This window comes from Synergistaceae bacterium, assembly GCA_017443945.1.
Lineage (GTDB): Bacteria > Synergistota > Synergistia > Synergistales > Aminobacteriaceae > JAFUXM01.
In genome coordinates this window covers 18,439-36,492 of record JAFSXS010000010.1, presented here as the reverse complement: position 1 = coordinate 36,492, position 18,054 = coordinate 18,439, and the positions used below count along the sequence as shown (strand labels likewise).

Here is an 18,054-nt window from a genome sequence, read left to right as displayed (position 1 = left end):
TGCGATAAAGTGATGATGTGCAAAGCCGCCGCGGGGTGGGTGGGTGGGAGCGGCGGCAAACAAAAAATTTATTCGTGAGTTCTGCTGCTTAAATGCAATTTTCTCTGGAATAAATCATCCGTCATTTCGTCGGCCTGATCCATTGTCATAAATGCGTCTTCAAACACTGTATCGCCGATAACGTCTCTTTGTCCCTCAAATGCCCACTTCAACAAAATAGGCGTTATTATCGTACATACAATAATCATTATAATAATCGGCCCTAAATATTCATCAGCTATGAAGTGCATTGACATACCTTTTTTCATTACGATTAATGAGACCTCGCCTCTGCAGACCATGCCGAGTCCTATTTGATAACTTTGTCTATTATCGAACCCGCAGACTCTTGCGCCAAATCCGCAGCCGAATAATTTTGACACGATAGCAACAACTATTAATGCAGCAGTGAAAGCTACTAACTCAAATGACATGCTCGGCAAGACGACTTCAAGTCCAATATTAGCAAAAAATATCGGAGTCAATAATAAATATGAAACTGTGTCGAATTTACTTGCTACATATTGACCTTTTGGAGATAACGCTATAATCATACCTGCTGCAAATGCTCCGATTATGTCAGCTACACCGAAGAGACTTTCAGCCGCCCACGCCATAAATAAGCAGAATGCAAAGCCTAATACAGGATAACGCCGTAAATTTCTTTCTTTCTGGACTCTGTCGGACCATTTCATATATAAATTGTAAATAAATCCTGCCACACCGACAAACAAAAAGAATCCAGCAATTTTTACGAACACCAGCATTAAATTTGTCTCTTCTTCGCCGCCCATTCCTGTAACAATCGTCAAGCATATCAAGCCCAAAATATCGTCTATCAACGCCGCTGCTAAAATCGTGTTGCCGACTTTAGTTGACATCTTGCCTAATTCTTTTAGAGTCTCAACTGTGATTGATACTGATGTTGCAGTTAATACAGCCCCGATGAAAATTGCAGACTCAAACGATGTGCTCTTATCGAACAAGTACATTAAAGCTGCTCCCATTCCGAGAGGTATAATAACGCCCGTCAATGCTACGAGAAAACCTGCTTTCCCTGAGGCTTTAAGCTCGTCTAAATTTGTCTCCATTCCCGCCGTGAACATGATTACAATTACGCCTAATTCTGCCATGCGTGCAAGTAATGGAGTAGGCTGCAAACAAAATTGAACGTTGAAGAAATTTTGCGTTATCGCACCGAGTACAGCAGGCCCGAAAAATAAACCTGCCATTAATGCGCCGACAACTTGAGGAAGCTGGGCACGTCGAGACAATATGCTGAAAATCTTTGTTGACATTAGAATCACACAAAGACTCAGCAAATAAGTATAGTTTTCCATAATAGAAAAAATTTTACCTCCTGAGAAATAAAAATTTATAACTCGTAATCATCGCCGGACGCTTCGCCTAACAATGCCCCGACCTGATGTCTTCTAGGCAATGAAGGGTGGGCACCGATTTTTGTACACGCAAGAGCACCGCAAGCAGATCCGAATCTTGCAGCAGCTTTTAACGGCATTCCTTCGCATAGTCCCACGCATAAACCCGCACAGAACGCATCACGCGCCCCGGTGTGATCTACTGACCTGATATTAAATGCGTCAAACGAGAAATAACCGCCGCCGTTCGTGAAAATCATTCCGCCTTTAGCACTCTGAGTTACTACAAGATTTCGTAAGCCACGTTTTAGAATCTCTCTAGCCATTGATAAAATATCGGAATTATTATTTTCTTCTCCTGCGTAAAAATTTAATGCGCGTTCATTTAGAATCATATAATCAATATTACCCCATGAGTCAGTCGGCAGAGAAAAAGGCGGTTCAGCTGATAAAAACGTTTGGCAGCCCGTTTGTCTTGCGAGCTTTAAACCTGTTGTAACTGTCTGCGCCGGACTCTCCATTTGGAATAATGCACAGTCAGAACGCGAGAAAATTTCTTTTGCGTCAAAAATTGCCTGCTCATCCAATAAAGAGTTTGCGCCCTGAGAAATTATTATAGAACTCTCTCCGCCGTGTGTTACTGTTATTACTGCTGTGCCCGTTGCTGATTCTTTTCGCGTCTGAAGGTGTGAACAGTCTACGCCGTTCTCGATAAGGACAGCGCGTAATTTTTTCCCGAAATCGTCATTGCCTACACAGCCGATCATGTAAGATTTTGCGTTGAGTCTTGCAGCTGTTAGAGCCTGATTTGACCCTTTGCCGCCTCCTGCCATTCCGAACGGGCCGCCCACTAAAGTTTCTCCTTCTTTAGGACAATGAGGTGCGCGGATGACAAGATCTATATTTAATGAACCTACTACTGCGATTGCTGCCAAATTTTATTGCCCCCTCGAGTTATACCGGATTATAATTATATTCTGCGTATAATAGCACAAAGATTTAAAAGGGGGTAAATGTTTAATGAAAATCTGCTTTTACGCGCTGAGAGAATATGACGAGTTAGAATTTTGCCACGAAATGAAAGCTAAATACGGCGTTGATTATGTTTACTCGACAAGTTATCCGGACGATAAAAATTTTTCGCTTGCTTCAGGCTGTGAAGGGATAAGCTGTACACCATGCGACATGTCAGCAAAGACTCTCGAAAAGTTTCATGATTTAGGCGTAAAATATATTCTCTGCCGTTCAATAGGCTATGATCACGTAGATTTAAAGCGCGCCCGTGAACTTAATATGAAGGTCGACACAGTCAGCTATACACCGACAGGAGTCGCTGATTATGCAATTATGTTAATGCTTGCGAGTGTTCGGAGGTTTGCTCATATAATTAAACGCGCTGAACTGCAAGATTACTCGCTGAAAAATAAAATCGGCCGGGACTTTTCGCAATGCACAGTAGGAATCTTAGGCACAGGACGAATCGGGACAACTGTATTAGAGCATTTAACCGGTTTTGGCTGTAAACTGCTTGCTTATGACGTTTACCAGAATGAACGCGCAAAGAAAATCGCAAAATATGTCAGTCTCGATGAAATTTTAGCAGAGTCAGACATTATTTCACTTCACATGAACGCAAACGAAGAAAATTATCACATAATCAACAAGAAAACTATTTCACAAATGAAGGACGACGCTTATATAATCAACACTGCACGTGGAAAATTAATTGACTCTGACGCGCTTATTATGGGCATAGAGTCAGGGAAGCTCGGCGGTGCAGCACTTGACGTTCTCGAATTTGAAAACGGTTTATATTATTATGATCTCATGGGCGAAGTAATGATTAATCACAAATTAGCGGTGCTTAGATCTTTCCCGAACGTAATAATATCGCCTCACACAGCATTTTATACGCGCGAGGATGTCCGCGACATGATAGAGGGCAATTTCAGGAGCTTATACGAATTTGAGACTGGCAAGAAATCACACGGAGTCGAGGCACAATAACGCACGAAAAAAAGCAGGGCCGCAATTTTTCTTACGACTCTGCCGGAGTGCTTTAAATGAAGCTATTTTTTGCTTGAAGTCTTGTCTATCTGCACAAAATATGTAGCTCCATCACGTTCGATCATCAATACAAGTGTGTCTTCATTGCCGAGTGCCCGTGCTGCGTCTTCAGGACTCATAACTTCTTGGGCGTTTACCTCTAAGATTAAATCACCTTCGCGGAGACCTGCATTATAGGCCGGTGAATTTCTGCCGACTTCTGTAATGATTACTCCTTCAGCTTCTGAGTCAAGACCGTAGCGGCGTTTTGTGCTGTTGTCGAGACTTGAGATTCTGTTAATTCCGAAATCTTTTAATGCTGTGCTTGAGTCAGAATTTCTGCGGTTAGATTCTTTATCATTGTCCCGGCCTTTTCCCGGCTGTCTAGTATCTGCGTCTGCTGCACGTTCGCCGAGTTTTACGCTGAAATTCATTTTCTTGCCTTTGCGGATGACTACAAATTTTGCAGTTGAACCGGGGGCAAGAGACCTTATTTTATTAGTGAGTGCTTGAGCGTCCTTAATTTTTTCGCCGTTAATCTCAATTACGACATCTCCGCGCTTAATTCCGGCTTTGTCTGCGGGATCGCCTTTGAAAACGTCATTAATCATTGCACCTTCAGTTGAACCGACTCCGTAAGTTTTCGCCATTTGCGGTGTTACGTTGCCGATTGATACGCCGAGCCAGCCTCTTCTTGCGTGTCCATGAGATACTAAATCATTCATTATTTCTTTCGCGCGGTTAATGGGAATTGCAAAGCCTAGACCCTGTGCAAAAGGTGCGATTGCTGAATTAATGCCGATAACTTTTCCTTCCATATTTAACAATGGGCCGCCGGAATTTCCCGGGTTAATTGCTGCGTCGGTCTGCAAGAAATCATCAAAGTTTACTTCATTGCTGTGAATGCTTCTGTGCTTTGCCGAGATAACGCCGGCTGTTACAGTATGTTCAAAACCGTAGGGGTTGCCTATTGCGATAACCCATTCGCCGACTTCAAGAGCGTCAGAGTCGCCAAGTTCCAAAATCGGGAGTGCTGTATCAGGTTCAATTTTTATTACTGCTAAATCGTAAGTAGGATCGCTGCCCTTGATTGTTGCGTCGTAAGTTTTCTTGCTGCCGTCCGCTAAGAGAACCGAAACTGTTATTTTATCGACATTGCTTACGACGTGATTATTTGTGAGTATGAGTCCTTCTTTCGAGACGATAAAGCCGGAACCGCGGCCCTTCATAGGTACGGATCTATTATATTCCCGGAAATTGTCGCCGAAAAAGTGTTTAAAAATTGGGTCATCGTCGAAATCAAACGGCATTTGAGGCATTGAACGCCTATTATTTGACGCAGCTTTCTCAACGTCGATATTAACAACGGCCACTGAAGCGCGCTTTACTATCGGCACCATCGGATTTGACGCACCGAACGGCGACAAGGCCGCAAACGAACTCCCCGCACTCACGAGAATTAATATAAGCGTCATAATTAACGCTGAAAATCTTTTATTCATCTTCATTAATAGATACCTCCTAAAATTTATCATGGCATATTTTAATATTGTGAGTGATTAACTTCATGGCTTGTTTTACCGATAAAGATACTAGCAAATTGACTTATTTAGACTAAAGCAAAATTTTTCGCGCAAAATCTCTATAAATTTATAGTCAACGCATTAAATTATAACTCAATGCAGAGAGATAAAGACACGTTACAAATTCTTTTTGCCCGCCCGTCTACCCGTTATTGTGAAAACACTTTAAAAACTATACGCATACAAACAAAGCAAAGTCAAAAGCGAAAACCTTTTTTGCAACCGGGGCCGTCTGCGGGGCGATGGCTGCAGCATATTTTTGTTTATTTGCTATAAATACAGCTACATGCAATTAATTTATCGCGCGTTTTAATTGGTTAGTCCCACCCACCCACCCGGTTTATAGTCTGGAGTCGTGTTTAGGCAAAAGTTTTTACAGCTATGCAATCTCACGCCTAATCTTATAAACACTCCACGCAAGAAATAAAATCTCTATCGGCAACGCTATTATTATCCCCGTGTATGTCCAGTCATTAATAATTAATTTCGCAAAAGTAAATGGCTCTCTCACAGGGGCAATTACAAATCTCATAATAGAATAAAGAATTAGCGCAAGAGGAGCTATAACAGGATAAAATTTTTCTCTCAACTATCAGCAGCAATATAACATTTATAACCGCAAATATCGAATAATAAATCTGCACAGGGTGTCTATTAACTCCGGCGGGATCGTTCAAAAAATGTACAGCCGTGCAAAAATTTGACTCAAGCCCTTTACAGCAGCCGTTGAGAAAACATCCCCAGCGCCCTATCGATATAGCAAGCATTGCAGGTATAGCAGCTACTTCACACAATTTAGCGAACGAAATTTTTTTATTGAACACGCACATAATCAACGCGCCGAAAAAAGCTCCCAGAATCGCACCAAACTCCGCAACCCCTCCGCGATTCAAATCTAGCAGCAATGACGGACTCTCGTAATAAATCCGCCAATTTCTAATATATTCAGGAGCACGCGCACCTATCAGCATACATATAAAAGCAGCTGCCATTACTTTGCGGGACTCGTCCTCGTCAAGATTATATAAAGCTAACCTCTTGAGAGCCCATATTATCGCAATCGACAACGCAATAAACCATACAACACTATACGAATCAACCGCGAAACTTCCAATTTTGAATAACGTCGGGTACATTAGGCACTCTCCCATAATAAAATATTATCGTCAAAATATGCGTTCAATTTATTATTATGCTTGAGCCATGACAAGTAAGATTTTACAGTGCTGCCCGTCAAAACGTACTGCTCAAAGCTCATGGATAAATTATAAGCGTTAAATAATTTCTGTAATATTCTCTCGAAATTCAGCGGCTCCCTGCAAAAATTTAATATTTTCCCGGCGATCTCATTTACTTTGCTGATATTATATTCTGCTAGGGGCTTAATATCTTCAGTTATCGGCGCATGTGAAGGCACGAAAAATTTTGCTTCGAGATTCATAACTTTTTCGAGAGTCAAAATATATTCTCCTACATCATAAATGAACACTATTTGATATTTATCAAGAGCTTCACGGCTTGAGAGACAGTCAGCAAGAAATATTACATCATCAGAAGTCTTGAATCCAGCCATATCGAAAGAATGTCCCGGCAAATTTATAATCTCGAATCCTTCAGGCAAATTATCGGGAGTCAAAATTTCCGCGCTGCTTTCCTGAGCCATTAAAAATTTGTGCCTCAATTCATCAGGAGGACACCCCCCGAACAAAAACGAGGGTTCAAGCACAGGATAATTTGTAAAGCTGCAATCAACGCCGGGAACGTAAATTTTGCAGCCTGTCTGAGCTTGTAAATATTTATTGCCTCCAATGTGATCCGCGTGTGAATGAGTGTTATAAATCGCCGTGAGATTCCAGCCGTTATTATCGATAATTTTCTTGACTTTGCGGCCTGCTTCCTTGTCATTTCCGCTGTCGATAAGGCAAATATTTTTATCGCCGAGTCTCACAAGGCCTATTTTCGCGGGACTCTGAATGTAAAAACTTTTTCCCGTAATATTTATAAGCTCGTACATGAAAATTTATTCTTTCTCGAAAAATGCTTTACCCTTTGCGTATTTCTCGCGTAATTTGGGCTTCTCGATTTTGCCGGTCGGATTTCTGGGAACGTCAGCGAATATAATTTTTCTGGGACGCTTATATCTCGGAAGGCCAAGACAGAATCTGTTAATTTCTTCTTCTGTGCATTCCATACCCTTTTTAATTTGAATGATGGCTGCTGCAATTTCGCCGAGTCTAGGTTCGGGAAGTCCTATAACTGCAACGTCGTGAACTTTCGGATGTGTAATAATGAAATTCTCAACTTGAACGGGATAAATATTTTCTCCGCCGGTTATAACAACGTCCTTTTTTCTGTCAACGAGCCACACAAAGCCGTCTTCGTCCTGCATTGCCATATCACCCGTAAAGAGCCAGCCGTCTTTAATCGTTTCTGCTGTAGCTTCGGGATTCTTATAATAACAAAGCATAACGCCGGGACCTTTCACGCATAATTCGCCGGTCTCGCCCTGTTTAACTTTTTCGCCGTTATCGTCAACAATTTTTAATTTCCAGCCGTAACCAGCTACACCGATTGCGCCGACTTTGTTAATATTTTCGAGTCCCAAATGAACGCACCCAGGGCCGGTTGACTCTGATAAACCGTAATTTGTGTCGTATTTATGTTTGGGGAAATAATCAAGCCAATGACGAATCAATGACGGCGGAACAGGCTGCGCACCGATATGCATTAAACGCCATTGTGAAATATTACGGCCTTCGAGCTTTAATTCACCGGAGTCAAGTGCTGTTAAAATATCTTGGCACCACGGAACTAACAGCCACACAATTGTGCAATGTTCAAGCGATACAACGTCTAAAATAGTTTTCGGCGACGTACCTTTGAGAATAACTGCGCGGCTTCCCGTATAAAGCGATCCGAACCAGTGCATTTTTGCGCCCGTGTGATATAAAGGCGGTATACATAAGAATACATCATCATGAGTCGTTTCGTGGTGAATTGCTTCCATTCGTGCAGACTGCAATAAAGCTGTGTGATTGTGTAAAATCGCTTTAGGAAATCCTGTCGTACCTGAAGAAAAATAAATTGCTGCCTCGTCTGAATCTTCTATTAAAATTTTCGGAGCAACTGACGAACAATTATTTACTAGCTCGTTATAGCTCTCTGCAAATGACGGACAATTAGTACCGACAAAGAATAACAAACAATTTTCTCCGAGTGCTAATACTGTATTCTCGACTCGTCCGATAAACTCAGGGCCAAAGAATAAAATATCAACGTCAGCAAGTTTCACGCAATATTCGATTTCTTCTGATGAGTAACGGAAATTTAACGGCACTGCAATAGCTCCCGTTTTGAGAATCCCGAAATAAATCGGCAGCCATTCAAGACAGTTCATCAACAAAATTGCGACCTTCTGACCCTTTTTGACTCCGCGCGATAAAAGCAGGTTGGCGACTCTATTTGCTTTCTCGTCGAAAACCGACCAAGTTATTTCGCGTCTATAAGGCTTTGAAGAAGTTGGCTGAATTAGTGCGTATTCCTTCCAAGTTAGGCGAGTCGGCTCCTGCTGTTCGGGGTTAATTTCGACTAATGCGACCTCGCTGCCGTAAAGTTTTGAATTTCTCTCAAGTAAATCTGTAATGGGCAAAATAATTTTCCTTCCCTACTATAAATTATGTAAATATCAAGACTCCGGCAAAAATAGCGCAGAATAAATTTATTGTCAATATATCAATTATGCGTTAAATTCTTAATTCGCGTTACAGCTGCCTGATCGCCTAAAAATTTTTGTGCATAACTTAAAGCCTTATGACCGGAATTATTTATTATATTCACGTCTGCATTGTGATCAAGCAAGATATTAACTATTTCGCTGTGATTGCCTGACGCTGCGAACATTAAAGCCGTGTTGCCGTTGTTATTCTGTTTATTCACATTAACACCGACTTTAAGCAGGAATTTTACCAGCTCGATTTGTTTGCGCATAACTGCGAGAATTAGTGCTGTGTTGCCGTTAGAGTCTTGCGCGTTAATATCTGTTAAGGCTTTAAAATATTTTCCTGCATAATCTAATGCCGTGTAACCTGAATTGTTTATTGTATTTACACCGATAGAATTAGAATCAGAGTTAAGCAGTAAGTTTGCTAGTTTGATTTGATTTCTTGACACTGCGAACATTAAAGCCGTGTTGCCGTTGTTATTCTGTTTATTCACATTAACACCGACTTTAAGCAGGAATTTTACCAGCTCGATTTGTTTGCGCATAACTGCGAGAATTAGTGCTGTGTTGCCGTTAGCGTCCTGTACGTTGATATTTGCTCCGGCATTGAGATATGTTGTTATGCGCGTGAAGTCTTGAAGCCTGCAAGCCTTGAAAAATTCATTATTCAGCAGGAACGCTAAAATTTTTGTACCCTTCATTTTGTCATTCTTGAGTGCGAAGTCTACAGCTTTGAAGCCTTTAGTTGTCGCTGCGTTTATGTCAGCACCCTTTGAGAGCAATAATCTAACTACATCAGTGAAATTAAATCTTGATGCCAGCATTAATGGTGTATCTCCCGATTCTTTGGGCTTCCTGACGTAATTCACATTTGCGCCGGCGTTAATGAGTGATTCTACTGCGTTGACTATATTATTTTGGGCGGCGAGCATAAGTGCTGTATATCCGTTGTTCTCTACGTCATCGATATCGAGTTTAGTATGTTGTATGAGTATATTTACAGCTTGAACAGTATTAAATTCGGCAGCCTTCATAAGTGCGTTGTATCCTTCGTTATTATGTGCGTCAACTTTGCAGCCTTCATTAATTAGCATGTCAATAACTTCAAATGTGTTAAATTCAGCAGCAATTATCAACGGAGTATTATTATTTCCGTCTCGTGCGAGTTTATTTGCTCCTGCCTCGATAGCGTCAGAAATTTCTTGTGCGGTGCCGGTCTTGCAGAGTTCGAGAAATTCTGAATCACTTAAAGTTTTTGTCGGTTGTGGTGTATTGAAGTCTAACAGCTGTAAAATTTCTTCATCATCGCTGAATCTTTCCTGTGCGTAATCAAATGCGCTCATGCCGTCTAAGTCATGCCAGTCAATTCTGGGTTTCCTTGCGCACAAAGCCTTTATTACGTCCCTGTTATTATTCATTACTGCGAGTATAAGTGCCGTGCGTCTATGAGAGTTAAGCGCGTCGATATTTGCTCCTGCGTCAAGAAGTGCGTTAACTGCTTCAGGTTTGGGGTTATATTTTGCTGAGAGCATTAAAGCTGTGTCGTCGTCCCGCGTGAAGTCTCTTGCGTAAAAATTTGCTCCGGCCTCGATAGCGTCAGAAATTTCTTGTGCGGTGCCGGTCTTGCAGAGTTCGAGAAATTCTGCGTCAGTGGGCTTAGTCGTTTTTGCGAGGAGAGTCAATATTTTCGAGTCATTATATTTTCCCAGTGCATAAGATAACGCGCTTTTATAGTTTATGTCTTGAATGCTTGTATCGGCATTGCGTGAACATAGGGCTTCTATAACTTCAGGGCTGTTATTATTCATTACGGCGAGAATTAAAGGTGTACGAAGTTTTTTATTTTTTGCGTCGATGTCTGCACCCGAGTCTAGTAAAATATTTATCACTTCGGGACTATGATTATATTTTGCGGCAGTCATTAAGGCTGTATTATCGTCTTCGTTAGAGTCTATTGCGTGAACATTTGCGCCGGACTTGATAGCGTCAGAAATTTCCTGTGCTGTGCCATTTTTGCAGAGTTCGATAAATTCAGAATCAGTAATATTTGAGTCTTGGCCTTGCGTTGTCTCGTTTTCCTGAGATTCTGTTATGTCTGCATTATTGGAGTCTGCGAGAGATTCATTTATTTGCGGGTCTTGGCCTTGTGTTGACTCGTTTTCCTGAGATTCTGTTATGTCTGCATTATTGGAGTCTGCGAGAGATTCATTTACTTGCGAGTCTTGACTTTGCGTTGACTCTTTTTCCGGAGATTCTGTTATGTCTGCATTATTGGAGTCTGCGAGAGATTCATTTATTTGCGGGTCTTGGCCTTGCGTTGTCTCGTTTTCTGAAGTTGGCTGAGGTTCTGCGATAATTTCATTTACAGCTGCATTATTTGACTCTGCTTTATCGGGCTGGAGGCGTGCTAATAATTCATCGTCGATTTTGGAATTTTTCCGCGCATAGGAAAAAGCGTTTCTCCCGAATCTATCTGTTATTGTTATGTCCGCACCGTTATTTAACAGAGCTTGAATCACTGCCGGGCCCCGTAACTCTGACGCAATTATTAGAGCTGTCTTGTTTTGATGTTTATTTACTGCGTTAATGTCTGCTCCAGCTTTTACAAGAACGCTAATAACTTCCGGATCGCTGTTATAGTAAGCTGCCATCATTACGGCTGTAAAATTTTTATTGTTCGCTGCGTTGGGATTAGCTCCTTCATTAATTGCTGATTGAACTTGACTGTGCTGGCCTTCTCTGCAAAGTTTGAGAAATCTTTTATTGTTCCATGATTCTTTATTACCATTTGTGAGCATGAGACTTAAATTTATTGTATTTCCGTGAAGCTCGACGACCTTAAATTTTAGACTCTCGCCTACGTGATAATGTTCGCTTAATTTTTTATCGTCTTCTAACGGAATTTCACTAAGAGGGACAAAGCCGGGAAGCCTGCCGATTTTGACAGATAAACTTTCTTCGCCGATTCCTGTAATAGTTCCTGACACAGTGTCGCCCCTAGAGATTACCTGCATAAACATCCATTCGCACAATATTAAAGCGTCGTCCAAAAGTGTTTTAGCTTCTACTTCTGAATAATTTTTGTAGTGAACGGCATTATTTCGGGCTTCTCTAATTTTGTCGAGCAGGGCAGATTTCTCATGATCTATTATTTCGCGCGATAAAAGAGTCTGAATCTTTCCGGCCTGTTTGCCTCGTGCTGAAAGATTTTCGCTCTTCATTATGAAATTTGCGATAAACTCGCCTATATCGCCCAGACAAAGCAAAGAATAACGGGTGTTAGTGTATAAATTTTCTTCTGCCTCACGTCCGGCTGTAGCAAGTTTTTCGAGTTCCGGCAAGTCTGCAAGAAAATCAAATTTGCTCTCTGTGAATTCGTCAGCAAACCATTTACATAAATCGCAGGCTGTATTCATGAGTCTCTGCGCTGAAATTTGCGAGTTATAGCCGTTATTTTCTGCATCGTCCTTGAAATCTATCAGGGTGTTTATCTTCAAGCAGATATTTTCGTCGATTATTCCGCGTTCTGTGAGGTCCTGAATATTTGTATCTCTTGAAATATTATAATGCTCTCGTATAAGTTGAATAATGGTCTCGCCAATTTTGCCGAGATAAAGCATTGTTATATTAGCGTCCAAATCAAGACTTTTTTCGGCCTTAGTGCAATAATTTAGAAGCTCAGGAAAATCGCCCGTATCGAGAAAATCAAATCTGCTCTGCATTGTCTAGTCTCCTTGATAAAATATATGTAAATTTTATTATACGATTAAATTTTTAGCATGGGCATTTTATGTTAGTATAATGCAAAACTTTAAGGAGTCTTTATCATGAAATCTAACACAAAATTTATTTCTTTGTTCTTGTGCGGTTGTATTGCTGTGATAATAATATTTTATGTCTGTCTGTGCTTTTACTTGAATCACGGATATTTAGGTTTGAGCTATAACGATTTTAATGCACATTGGCTTGTTCGTGCGCGTGCTATAGGTTTCCAGCCATTGAGTCCCGACGGAAAATTAATTACAGCTCCGACAGTACCATGGGCGTTAATAGTTGGACAAATATTTTATGCTGGGTTCATGCCGCTTCATCAAGCACAAATATTTAATACACTGCTTCATGTTATAGTTTATTTATTTACGGCTTATTTGTTGTATGAGCTGCTCAAGAAAGATTTTGATATTACGAAAATTTTTATATTATGTCTGCTTCCGATTGCGCAATTTAGTTTTATGTATTCATTATGGTTTGGCAACGAGGGCGCAATTATATGCCTGTTAATGATTGATATTATTCTGCTCATGAAGAAACATCCTTATATCGCCGGAATTATTTTAAGTGTGTGCATGTCTAAGCCTCAGATCGCTGCAATTTTCTGCGTGATGGTCATTATACTAAGTAAAAATAACTATGGGGGGGGGGGTATTAAGTCTATAATAATTGCTGCGATAATTGACTTGTCCGCGTGGTTCACGGCAGCTGCAATAAATAATATTTCGATGGTAAATCTTTTATCAGAGTGCTTTAATGTAGGTGCGGACGATGCTGGATATTTTTACTTGGGATTGCTTCACGTTCTGAGATTCGCCGGAGTCAGTAAAAATATTGTTCTTGCCTTAAATATATTAATTGCGGTTATATTCATGTTAGTGCTTTATAAATATCTCAAGAAAAATTTACGTTCGGAAAAATTATTTTATTTTGCGGCATATGTTCCTGTCTGTGTTGCGTCAACTATGTACATGTACAAAAACGGCTGTGATTATTTGATATTGATTTATCCGGCGGCTTTCTTCATGATTTTATGCATGAACGAAAAAATTTCGCGTCAAGATTTCAATCTTTCTGTGTTGTGCACGGGATATTTATTATTGAGCAGGTGCTTGGTTTATGCCGGAGTCGTCCTGCACAGAACGAATTTAGCGCGAGGCATATATAAAGGTATTGACAGTTTGATAATTATGATAATAGGCGTGATTTTATGTAAATTAGTCGTGAAGTATCAAGAAATTTTCAGGTGCAGCGAGATCAAATAAATTTTGTTACACATAATGCGGGATGAACTAGTTATATAGTTTTTCCCGCATTTTTATTGCGAGACTCAATTTTTATTACACACAAGATTAACTCGCTAAATTTTTTATGAAGTCATGTAATTATTTATGAGCGCAGAAAAATTTTATTGTCATTATCTCTCATAAAGCCGGGAAAAATTTTATTGAGAGACTCAATTTTTATTACACGCAAGATTATCACGCTAAATTTTTATGACGTTGTGTAATTATTTATGAGCGCAGAAAAATTTTATTGTTATCTCTCATAAAGCCGGGAAAAATTTTATTGCGAGACTCAATTTTTATTACACACAAGATTAACGCGCTAAATTTTTATGAAGTCATGTAATTATTTATGAGCGCTGGGAAAAATTAAATTTTTTGTAGTTGCAAATGTAGTTGTAAAGTTTGATTCTATTCATAGACTCACAAAATATTCGCGTAAATTATAGCACGTCCAAAAATTTCCGGCACAAATCGCACAAAATTTGACTCAAATTATATAATGCGTTCATTAATGATAGATTCATAAATCGTTAAGAGTGTTAAAATTTTCAGCAAATTTGAAGGGGGAAAACTTTTAATGAAGCACTTAATGCAGGGAAACTCAGCAGCAGCACGCGGACTCTATGAAGCCGGATGTTGTGTCGCGTCAAGTTATCCCGGCACACCCAGCACAGAAATAACAGAAGAAGCCGCAAAGTTCAACGAAATTTATTGCGAATGGGCACCTAATGAAAAAGTTGCTATGGAAACAGCCTTTGGAGCCTCGCTCGCAGGTTATCGCAGTTTTTGCGGTATGAAGCACGTCGGACTCAATGTCGCAGCTGACCCGTTATTTACTGTCTCTTACACCGGAATAAATGCAGGCATGATTATTTGTGTCGCCGATGATCCCGCTATGCATTCATCACAGAACGAGCAGGACTCCCGACACTATGCAAGAGCCGCAAAATTACCCATGTTAGAGCCTTCTGACTCGCAGGAAGCACTAAATTTTTTCAAGCGCGCATTTGACATCTCAGAAGAATTTGACTCGCCCGTAATCGTAAAAATGTGTACCCGCATAGCTCACTCGCAATCACTTGTAGAAATCAGCGAAAGAGTCGAGCCTCCCGCAAAAAATTACGAGAAAAATATCGCAAAATATGTCATGATGCCCGGAAATGCTGTAAAACGTCATCCCATAATCGAAGAACGTACGCGAAAATTGCAGGCACTCGCAGAAAATATCGACTTGAACAAAATCGAGTCCGGCCGCGATAATTCAATCGGGATTATTACTTCTTCAACTAGCTATCAATATGTAAAAGAGTCATGCGGCGATTTGTACCCCGTTCTGAAATTGGGAATGATTTGGCCGCTTCCCGACGAAAAAATTAAATCCTTTGCAAAAAGTGTGAAGCGTTTAATAATTGTTGAAGAGCTTGACCCCTTTATAGAGTCTTACTGCAAAGCACTTGGCCTCGATTGTGAAGGAAAAAATTTATTCGCGCTTGAGGGAGAATTGAGTCAAAATATTATCTCTGCCAAATTAAATTTACCCGTCAATAATGGCGTAAAACTTGATGAGACAATACCTCCCCGCCCTCCTGTAATGTGTGCAGGGTGTCCGCATAGAGGTTTATTCTACACTCTGAAAAAATTAAATTGCACGGTTTTAGGCGATATAGGCTGTTACACTTTGGGAGCAGTTGCGCCGCTTTCATCAATGGAAATGACTCTTTGTATGGGAGCGTCAATAAGTGCACTTCACGGGTTTAATAAGGCGTTAGAGAGAGTCGGTGAGAAAAAAAATACTGTCGCTGTAATCGGTGATTCAACTTTCATGCATTCAGGTATGACAGGACTCGCAAATATCGCGTACAATCAAAGCAAATCGGTCGTAATAATTCTTGACAACTCTATAACCGGCATGACAGGACATCAGCAGAACCCTACAACAGGTTATAACATCAAAGGAGACCCAGCCGGAAAAATTAATCTTGAGAATCTATGCAAAGCTATGGGATTCAATCGCGTTAAAGTTATTGACCCTTACAATTTGCAGGAGTGCGAAAAAGTTATACGCGAAGAATTAGAGTCAGACGAGTCAAGCGTAATAATTTCAAGAAGGCCCTGCGCGCTGTTAAAATATGTCAAGCACAAGCCATCATTACACGTGAATATTTCTAAATGTGTAGGCTGTAAATCCTGCATGAAAATAGGCTGCCCCGCAATATCAATTAAAGACGGCAAAGCAAAAATTGACTCGACTCTTTGTGTCGGCTGCGGAGTATGTCAGCAATTATGTAAATTTAACGCACTTGAGGAGGCCTAAATCATGACGCAAAATATTATGATAGTCGGAGTCGGCGGTCAAGGCAGTGTCTTAGCAAGTAAATTACTCGGTCATCTGCTAACTTCACAAGGCTATGACGTAAAAGTCTCTGAAGTTCACGGAATGAGTCAGCGCGGAGGAAGCGTCATTACTTATGTAAGATTCGGCGAAAAAGTTTATTCACCAGTTATCGACAAAGGGCAGGCAGATTTTATTGTATCGTTTGAAATGTTAGAGGCTGCTAGAAATCTTGAATACTTGAAGGAAGGCGGCCAAATCGTAACATCAACGCAGGAAACTGACCCAATGCCCGTTTTAATAGGTGCTATGAAGTACCCCGAAAATTTGTTAGCAAAAATTAAGTCTCTGGGAGTGAAAGTTGACGCGCTTGACTGTCTTAAACTCGCAGAAGAGGCCGGAAGCACAAAAGCTGTTAATCTTGTCCTGCTTGGAAGATTGAGTCATTATTTCGCTGATATTCCCGTTGAAGCATGGCAGGAGTCAATAAATTCATGTGTGCCTGCAAAATTTTTAGAGCTGAATCTCAAAGCATTTAATCTCGGCAGGAACGCATAAAATTTAGTCAAAGAAGGTATTATTTACAATATGGAAAGATATTATCAGCCCGAAATTGAGACGATGCCGCACGAAAAAATTCGCGAACTCCAGAATGAGCGGTTATTAAAGCAAGTTAAACACGTCTGGGAAAATGTCCCCTACTACCGCGCAAAAATGCAGGAAAAAAATTTAACTCCCGACGACATTAAATCAATGGACGATTTATACAAGCTCCCATTTTTAACGAAGGACGATTTACGCAAAGCATACCCCTACGGATTAATGGGAAAGCCGTTAAAAGACTGTGTCAGGATTCAATCAACTTCAGGCACAACAGGACAAAGAGTCGTAGCGTTTTACACACAGCATGATTTAAATATCTGGGAGACAATGTGTGCACGTGCAATCACAGCAGCAGGCGGAACAAATGAAGATGTTGTGCAGGTCTCATACGGTTACGGATTATTCACAGGAGGTCCGGGACTCAACGGCGGAAGTCATTTAGTAGGCTCGCTCACGATTCCAGCGTCATCGGGGAACACTGACAGACAAATTATGTTCATTAAAGATTTATCAGCTACGATTTTATGTTGTACTCCGAGTTATGCAGCTTTTATCGGTGAACGCATGAAAGAAATGGGAATGACCCCGAATGATATACCATTGAAAGCAGGAATTTTCGGGGCTGAAGCGTGGTCGGAAAGTATGCGCCGTGATATTGAGGCAACTATGGGAATTAAGGCCTATGACATTTACGGGCTTACAGAACTTTGCGGGCCCGGAGTCTCGTTTGAATGCTCTGACCAACACGGAATGCACATCAACGAAGATTATTTTATCGCTGAAATAATTAATCCTGAAACCGGCGATGTTTTACCTGAAGGAAGTCTCGGCGAGCTTGTGTTTACGACTCTCGATAAAGAAGCATTCCCGTTACTGCGATATAGAACGCGTGATATTTGCTCACTCACTCGCGAAAAATGCCCTTGCGGACGTACTCATGTGCGCATGACAAAACTTAAGGGACGCAGCGACGACATGTTAATAATTCGCGGTGTTAATGTCTTCCCAAGCCAAATTGAAACTGTATTAATCAATCAGGGCTACCCGGCAAATTATCAAATTATAGTTGATCGCGTAAATAATACTGATACACTTGATGTACGCGTCGAAATGACTCCGGAAATGTTCACGGACAATCTCGGCGAGGTCAATAAACGGCAGGCAAAACTTGTCGAAGGTCTGCGCTCTATGTTAGGATTAACGGCGAAAGTTACTCTTGTTGCTCCTAAGACTATAGCAAGAAGCGAGGGCAAAGCAGTAAGAGTCATAGATAACCGCAAAATTTAAGGAG

Annotated in this window: 12 protein-coding genes; 5 read left to right on the top strand and 7 right to left on the bottom strand. The window is 40.8% G+C overall.

Translation table 11 applies throughout. From position 1 onward, the window contains the following. Window positions 1-68: 68 nt before the first annotated feature. Both IJT21_01225 and IJT21_01220 read right to left on the bottom strand, forming a co-directional pair. The gene (locus tag IJT21_01225) at window positions 69-1,379 is read right to left on the bottom strand and encodes a cation:proton antiporter (protein MBQ7576867.1); all 1,311 of its coding nucleotides are present in this window, start codon (window positions 1,377-1,379) and stop codon (window positions 69-71) included. Between the two features lie 35 nt (window positions 1,380-1,414). Further along, the gene (locus IJT21_01220; GenBank protein MBQ7576866.1) at window positions 1,415-2,353 is read right to left on the bottom strand and encodes a ribokinase; all 939 of its coding nucleotides are present in this window, start codon (window positions 2,351-2,353) and stop codon (window positions 1,415-1,417) included. Window positions 2,354-2,438: 85 nt separating this feature from the next. Here IJT21_01220 and IJT21_01215 point away from each other — a divergent pair, with 85 nt between their 5' ends. After that, window positions 2,439-3,425, top strand: coding sequence for a D-lactate dehydrogenase VanH-A (locus IJT21_01215; protein MBQ7576865.1), 987 nt, complete (start codon window positions 2,439-2,441; stop codon window positions 3,423-3,425). A gap of 62 nt (window positions 3,426-3,487) precedes the next feature. Here the strand turns inward: IJT21_01215 and IJT21_01210 are convergent, their stop codons facing one another. The 5 genes from IJT21_01210 to IJT21_01190 form a co-directional block, all read right to left on the bottom strand. Further along, the gene (locus IJT21_01210) at window positions 3,488-4,966 is read right to left on the bottom strand and encodes a Do family serine endopeptidase (protein ID MBQ7576864.1); all 1,479 of its coding nucleotides are present in this window, start codon (window positions 4,964-4,966) and stop codon (window positions 3,488-3,490) included. Window positions 4,967-5,520: 554 nt separating this feature from the next. After that, window positions 5,521-6,183 (bottom strand): prolipoprotein diacylglyceryl transferase, encoded by a 663-nt coding sequence (locus IJT21_01205; GenBank protein MBQ7576863.1) that lies wholly within the window; start codon window positions 6,181-6,183, stop codon window positions 5,521-5,523. Then, on the bottom strand, window positions 6,183-7,061 hold the full coding sequence (locus IJT21_01200; GenBank protein ID MBQ7576862.1) for an MBL fold metallo-hydrolase: 879 nt from the start codon (window positions 7,059-7,061) through the stop codon (window positions 6,183-6,185). Before IJT21_01200 ends, IJT21_01205 begins: the two co-directional genes overlap by 1 nt. A gap of 6 nt (window positions 7,062-7,067) precedes the next feature. Then, the gene (locus IJT21_01195) at window positions 7,068-8,696 is read right to left on the bottom strand and encodes an acyl--CoA ligase (GenBank protein MBQ7576861.1); all 1,629 of its coding nucleotides are present in this window, start codon (window positions 8,694-8,696) and stop codon (window positions 7,068-7,070) included. A gap of 83 nt (window positions 8,697-8,779) precedes the next feature. Then, window positions 8,780-12,490 carry an ankyrin repeat domain-containing protein gene (locus tag IJT21_01190; GenBank protein ID MBQ7576860.1) on the bottom strand — a complete coding sequence of 1,237 codons (3,711 nt, stop codon included), beginning with the start codon at window positions 12,488-12,490 and terminating at the stop codon, window positions 8,780-8,782. Window positions 12,491-12,595: 105 nt separating this feature from the next. On the opposite strand from IJT21_01190, the gene IJT21_01185 reads away from it, so the two are divergent. From IJT21_01185 to IJT21_01170, 4 genes are all read left to right on the top strand, one after another. Beyond that, entirely contained in the window at window positions 12,596-13,804 is a 1,209-nt protein-coding gene (locus IJT21_01185; protein ID MBQ7576859.1) for a hypothetical protein, read from the top strand. Window positions 13,805-14,405: 601 nt separating this feature from the next. Next, window positions 14,406-16,142: an indolepyruvate ferredoxin oxidoreductase subunit alpha gene (gene iorA, locus IJT21_01180; GenBank protein ID MBQ7576858.1), complete on the top strand. Its 1,737-nt coding sequence runs from the start codon at window positions 14,406-14,408 to the stop codon at window positions 16,140-16,142. A 3-nt stretch (window positions 16,143-16,145) separates the two neighbouring features. Beyond that, window positions 16,146-16,718, top strand: a complete 573-nt coding sequence (locus IJT21_01175; protein ID MBQ7576857.1) for an indolepyruvate oxidoreductase subunit beta — start codon at window positions 16,146-16,148, stop codon at window positions 16,716-16,718. 30 nt (window positions 16,719-16,748) lie between these two features. Further along, entirely contained in the window at window positions 16,749-18,050 is a 1,302-nt protein-coding gene (locus tag IJT21_01170; GenBank protein ID MBQ7576856.1) for a phenylacetate--CoA ligase, read from the top strand. Window positions 18,051-18,054 lie beyond the last annotated feature (4 nt).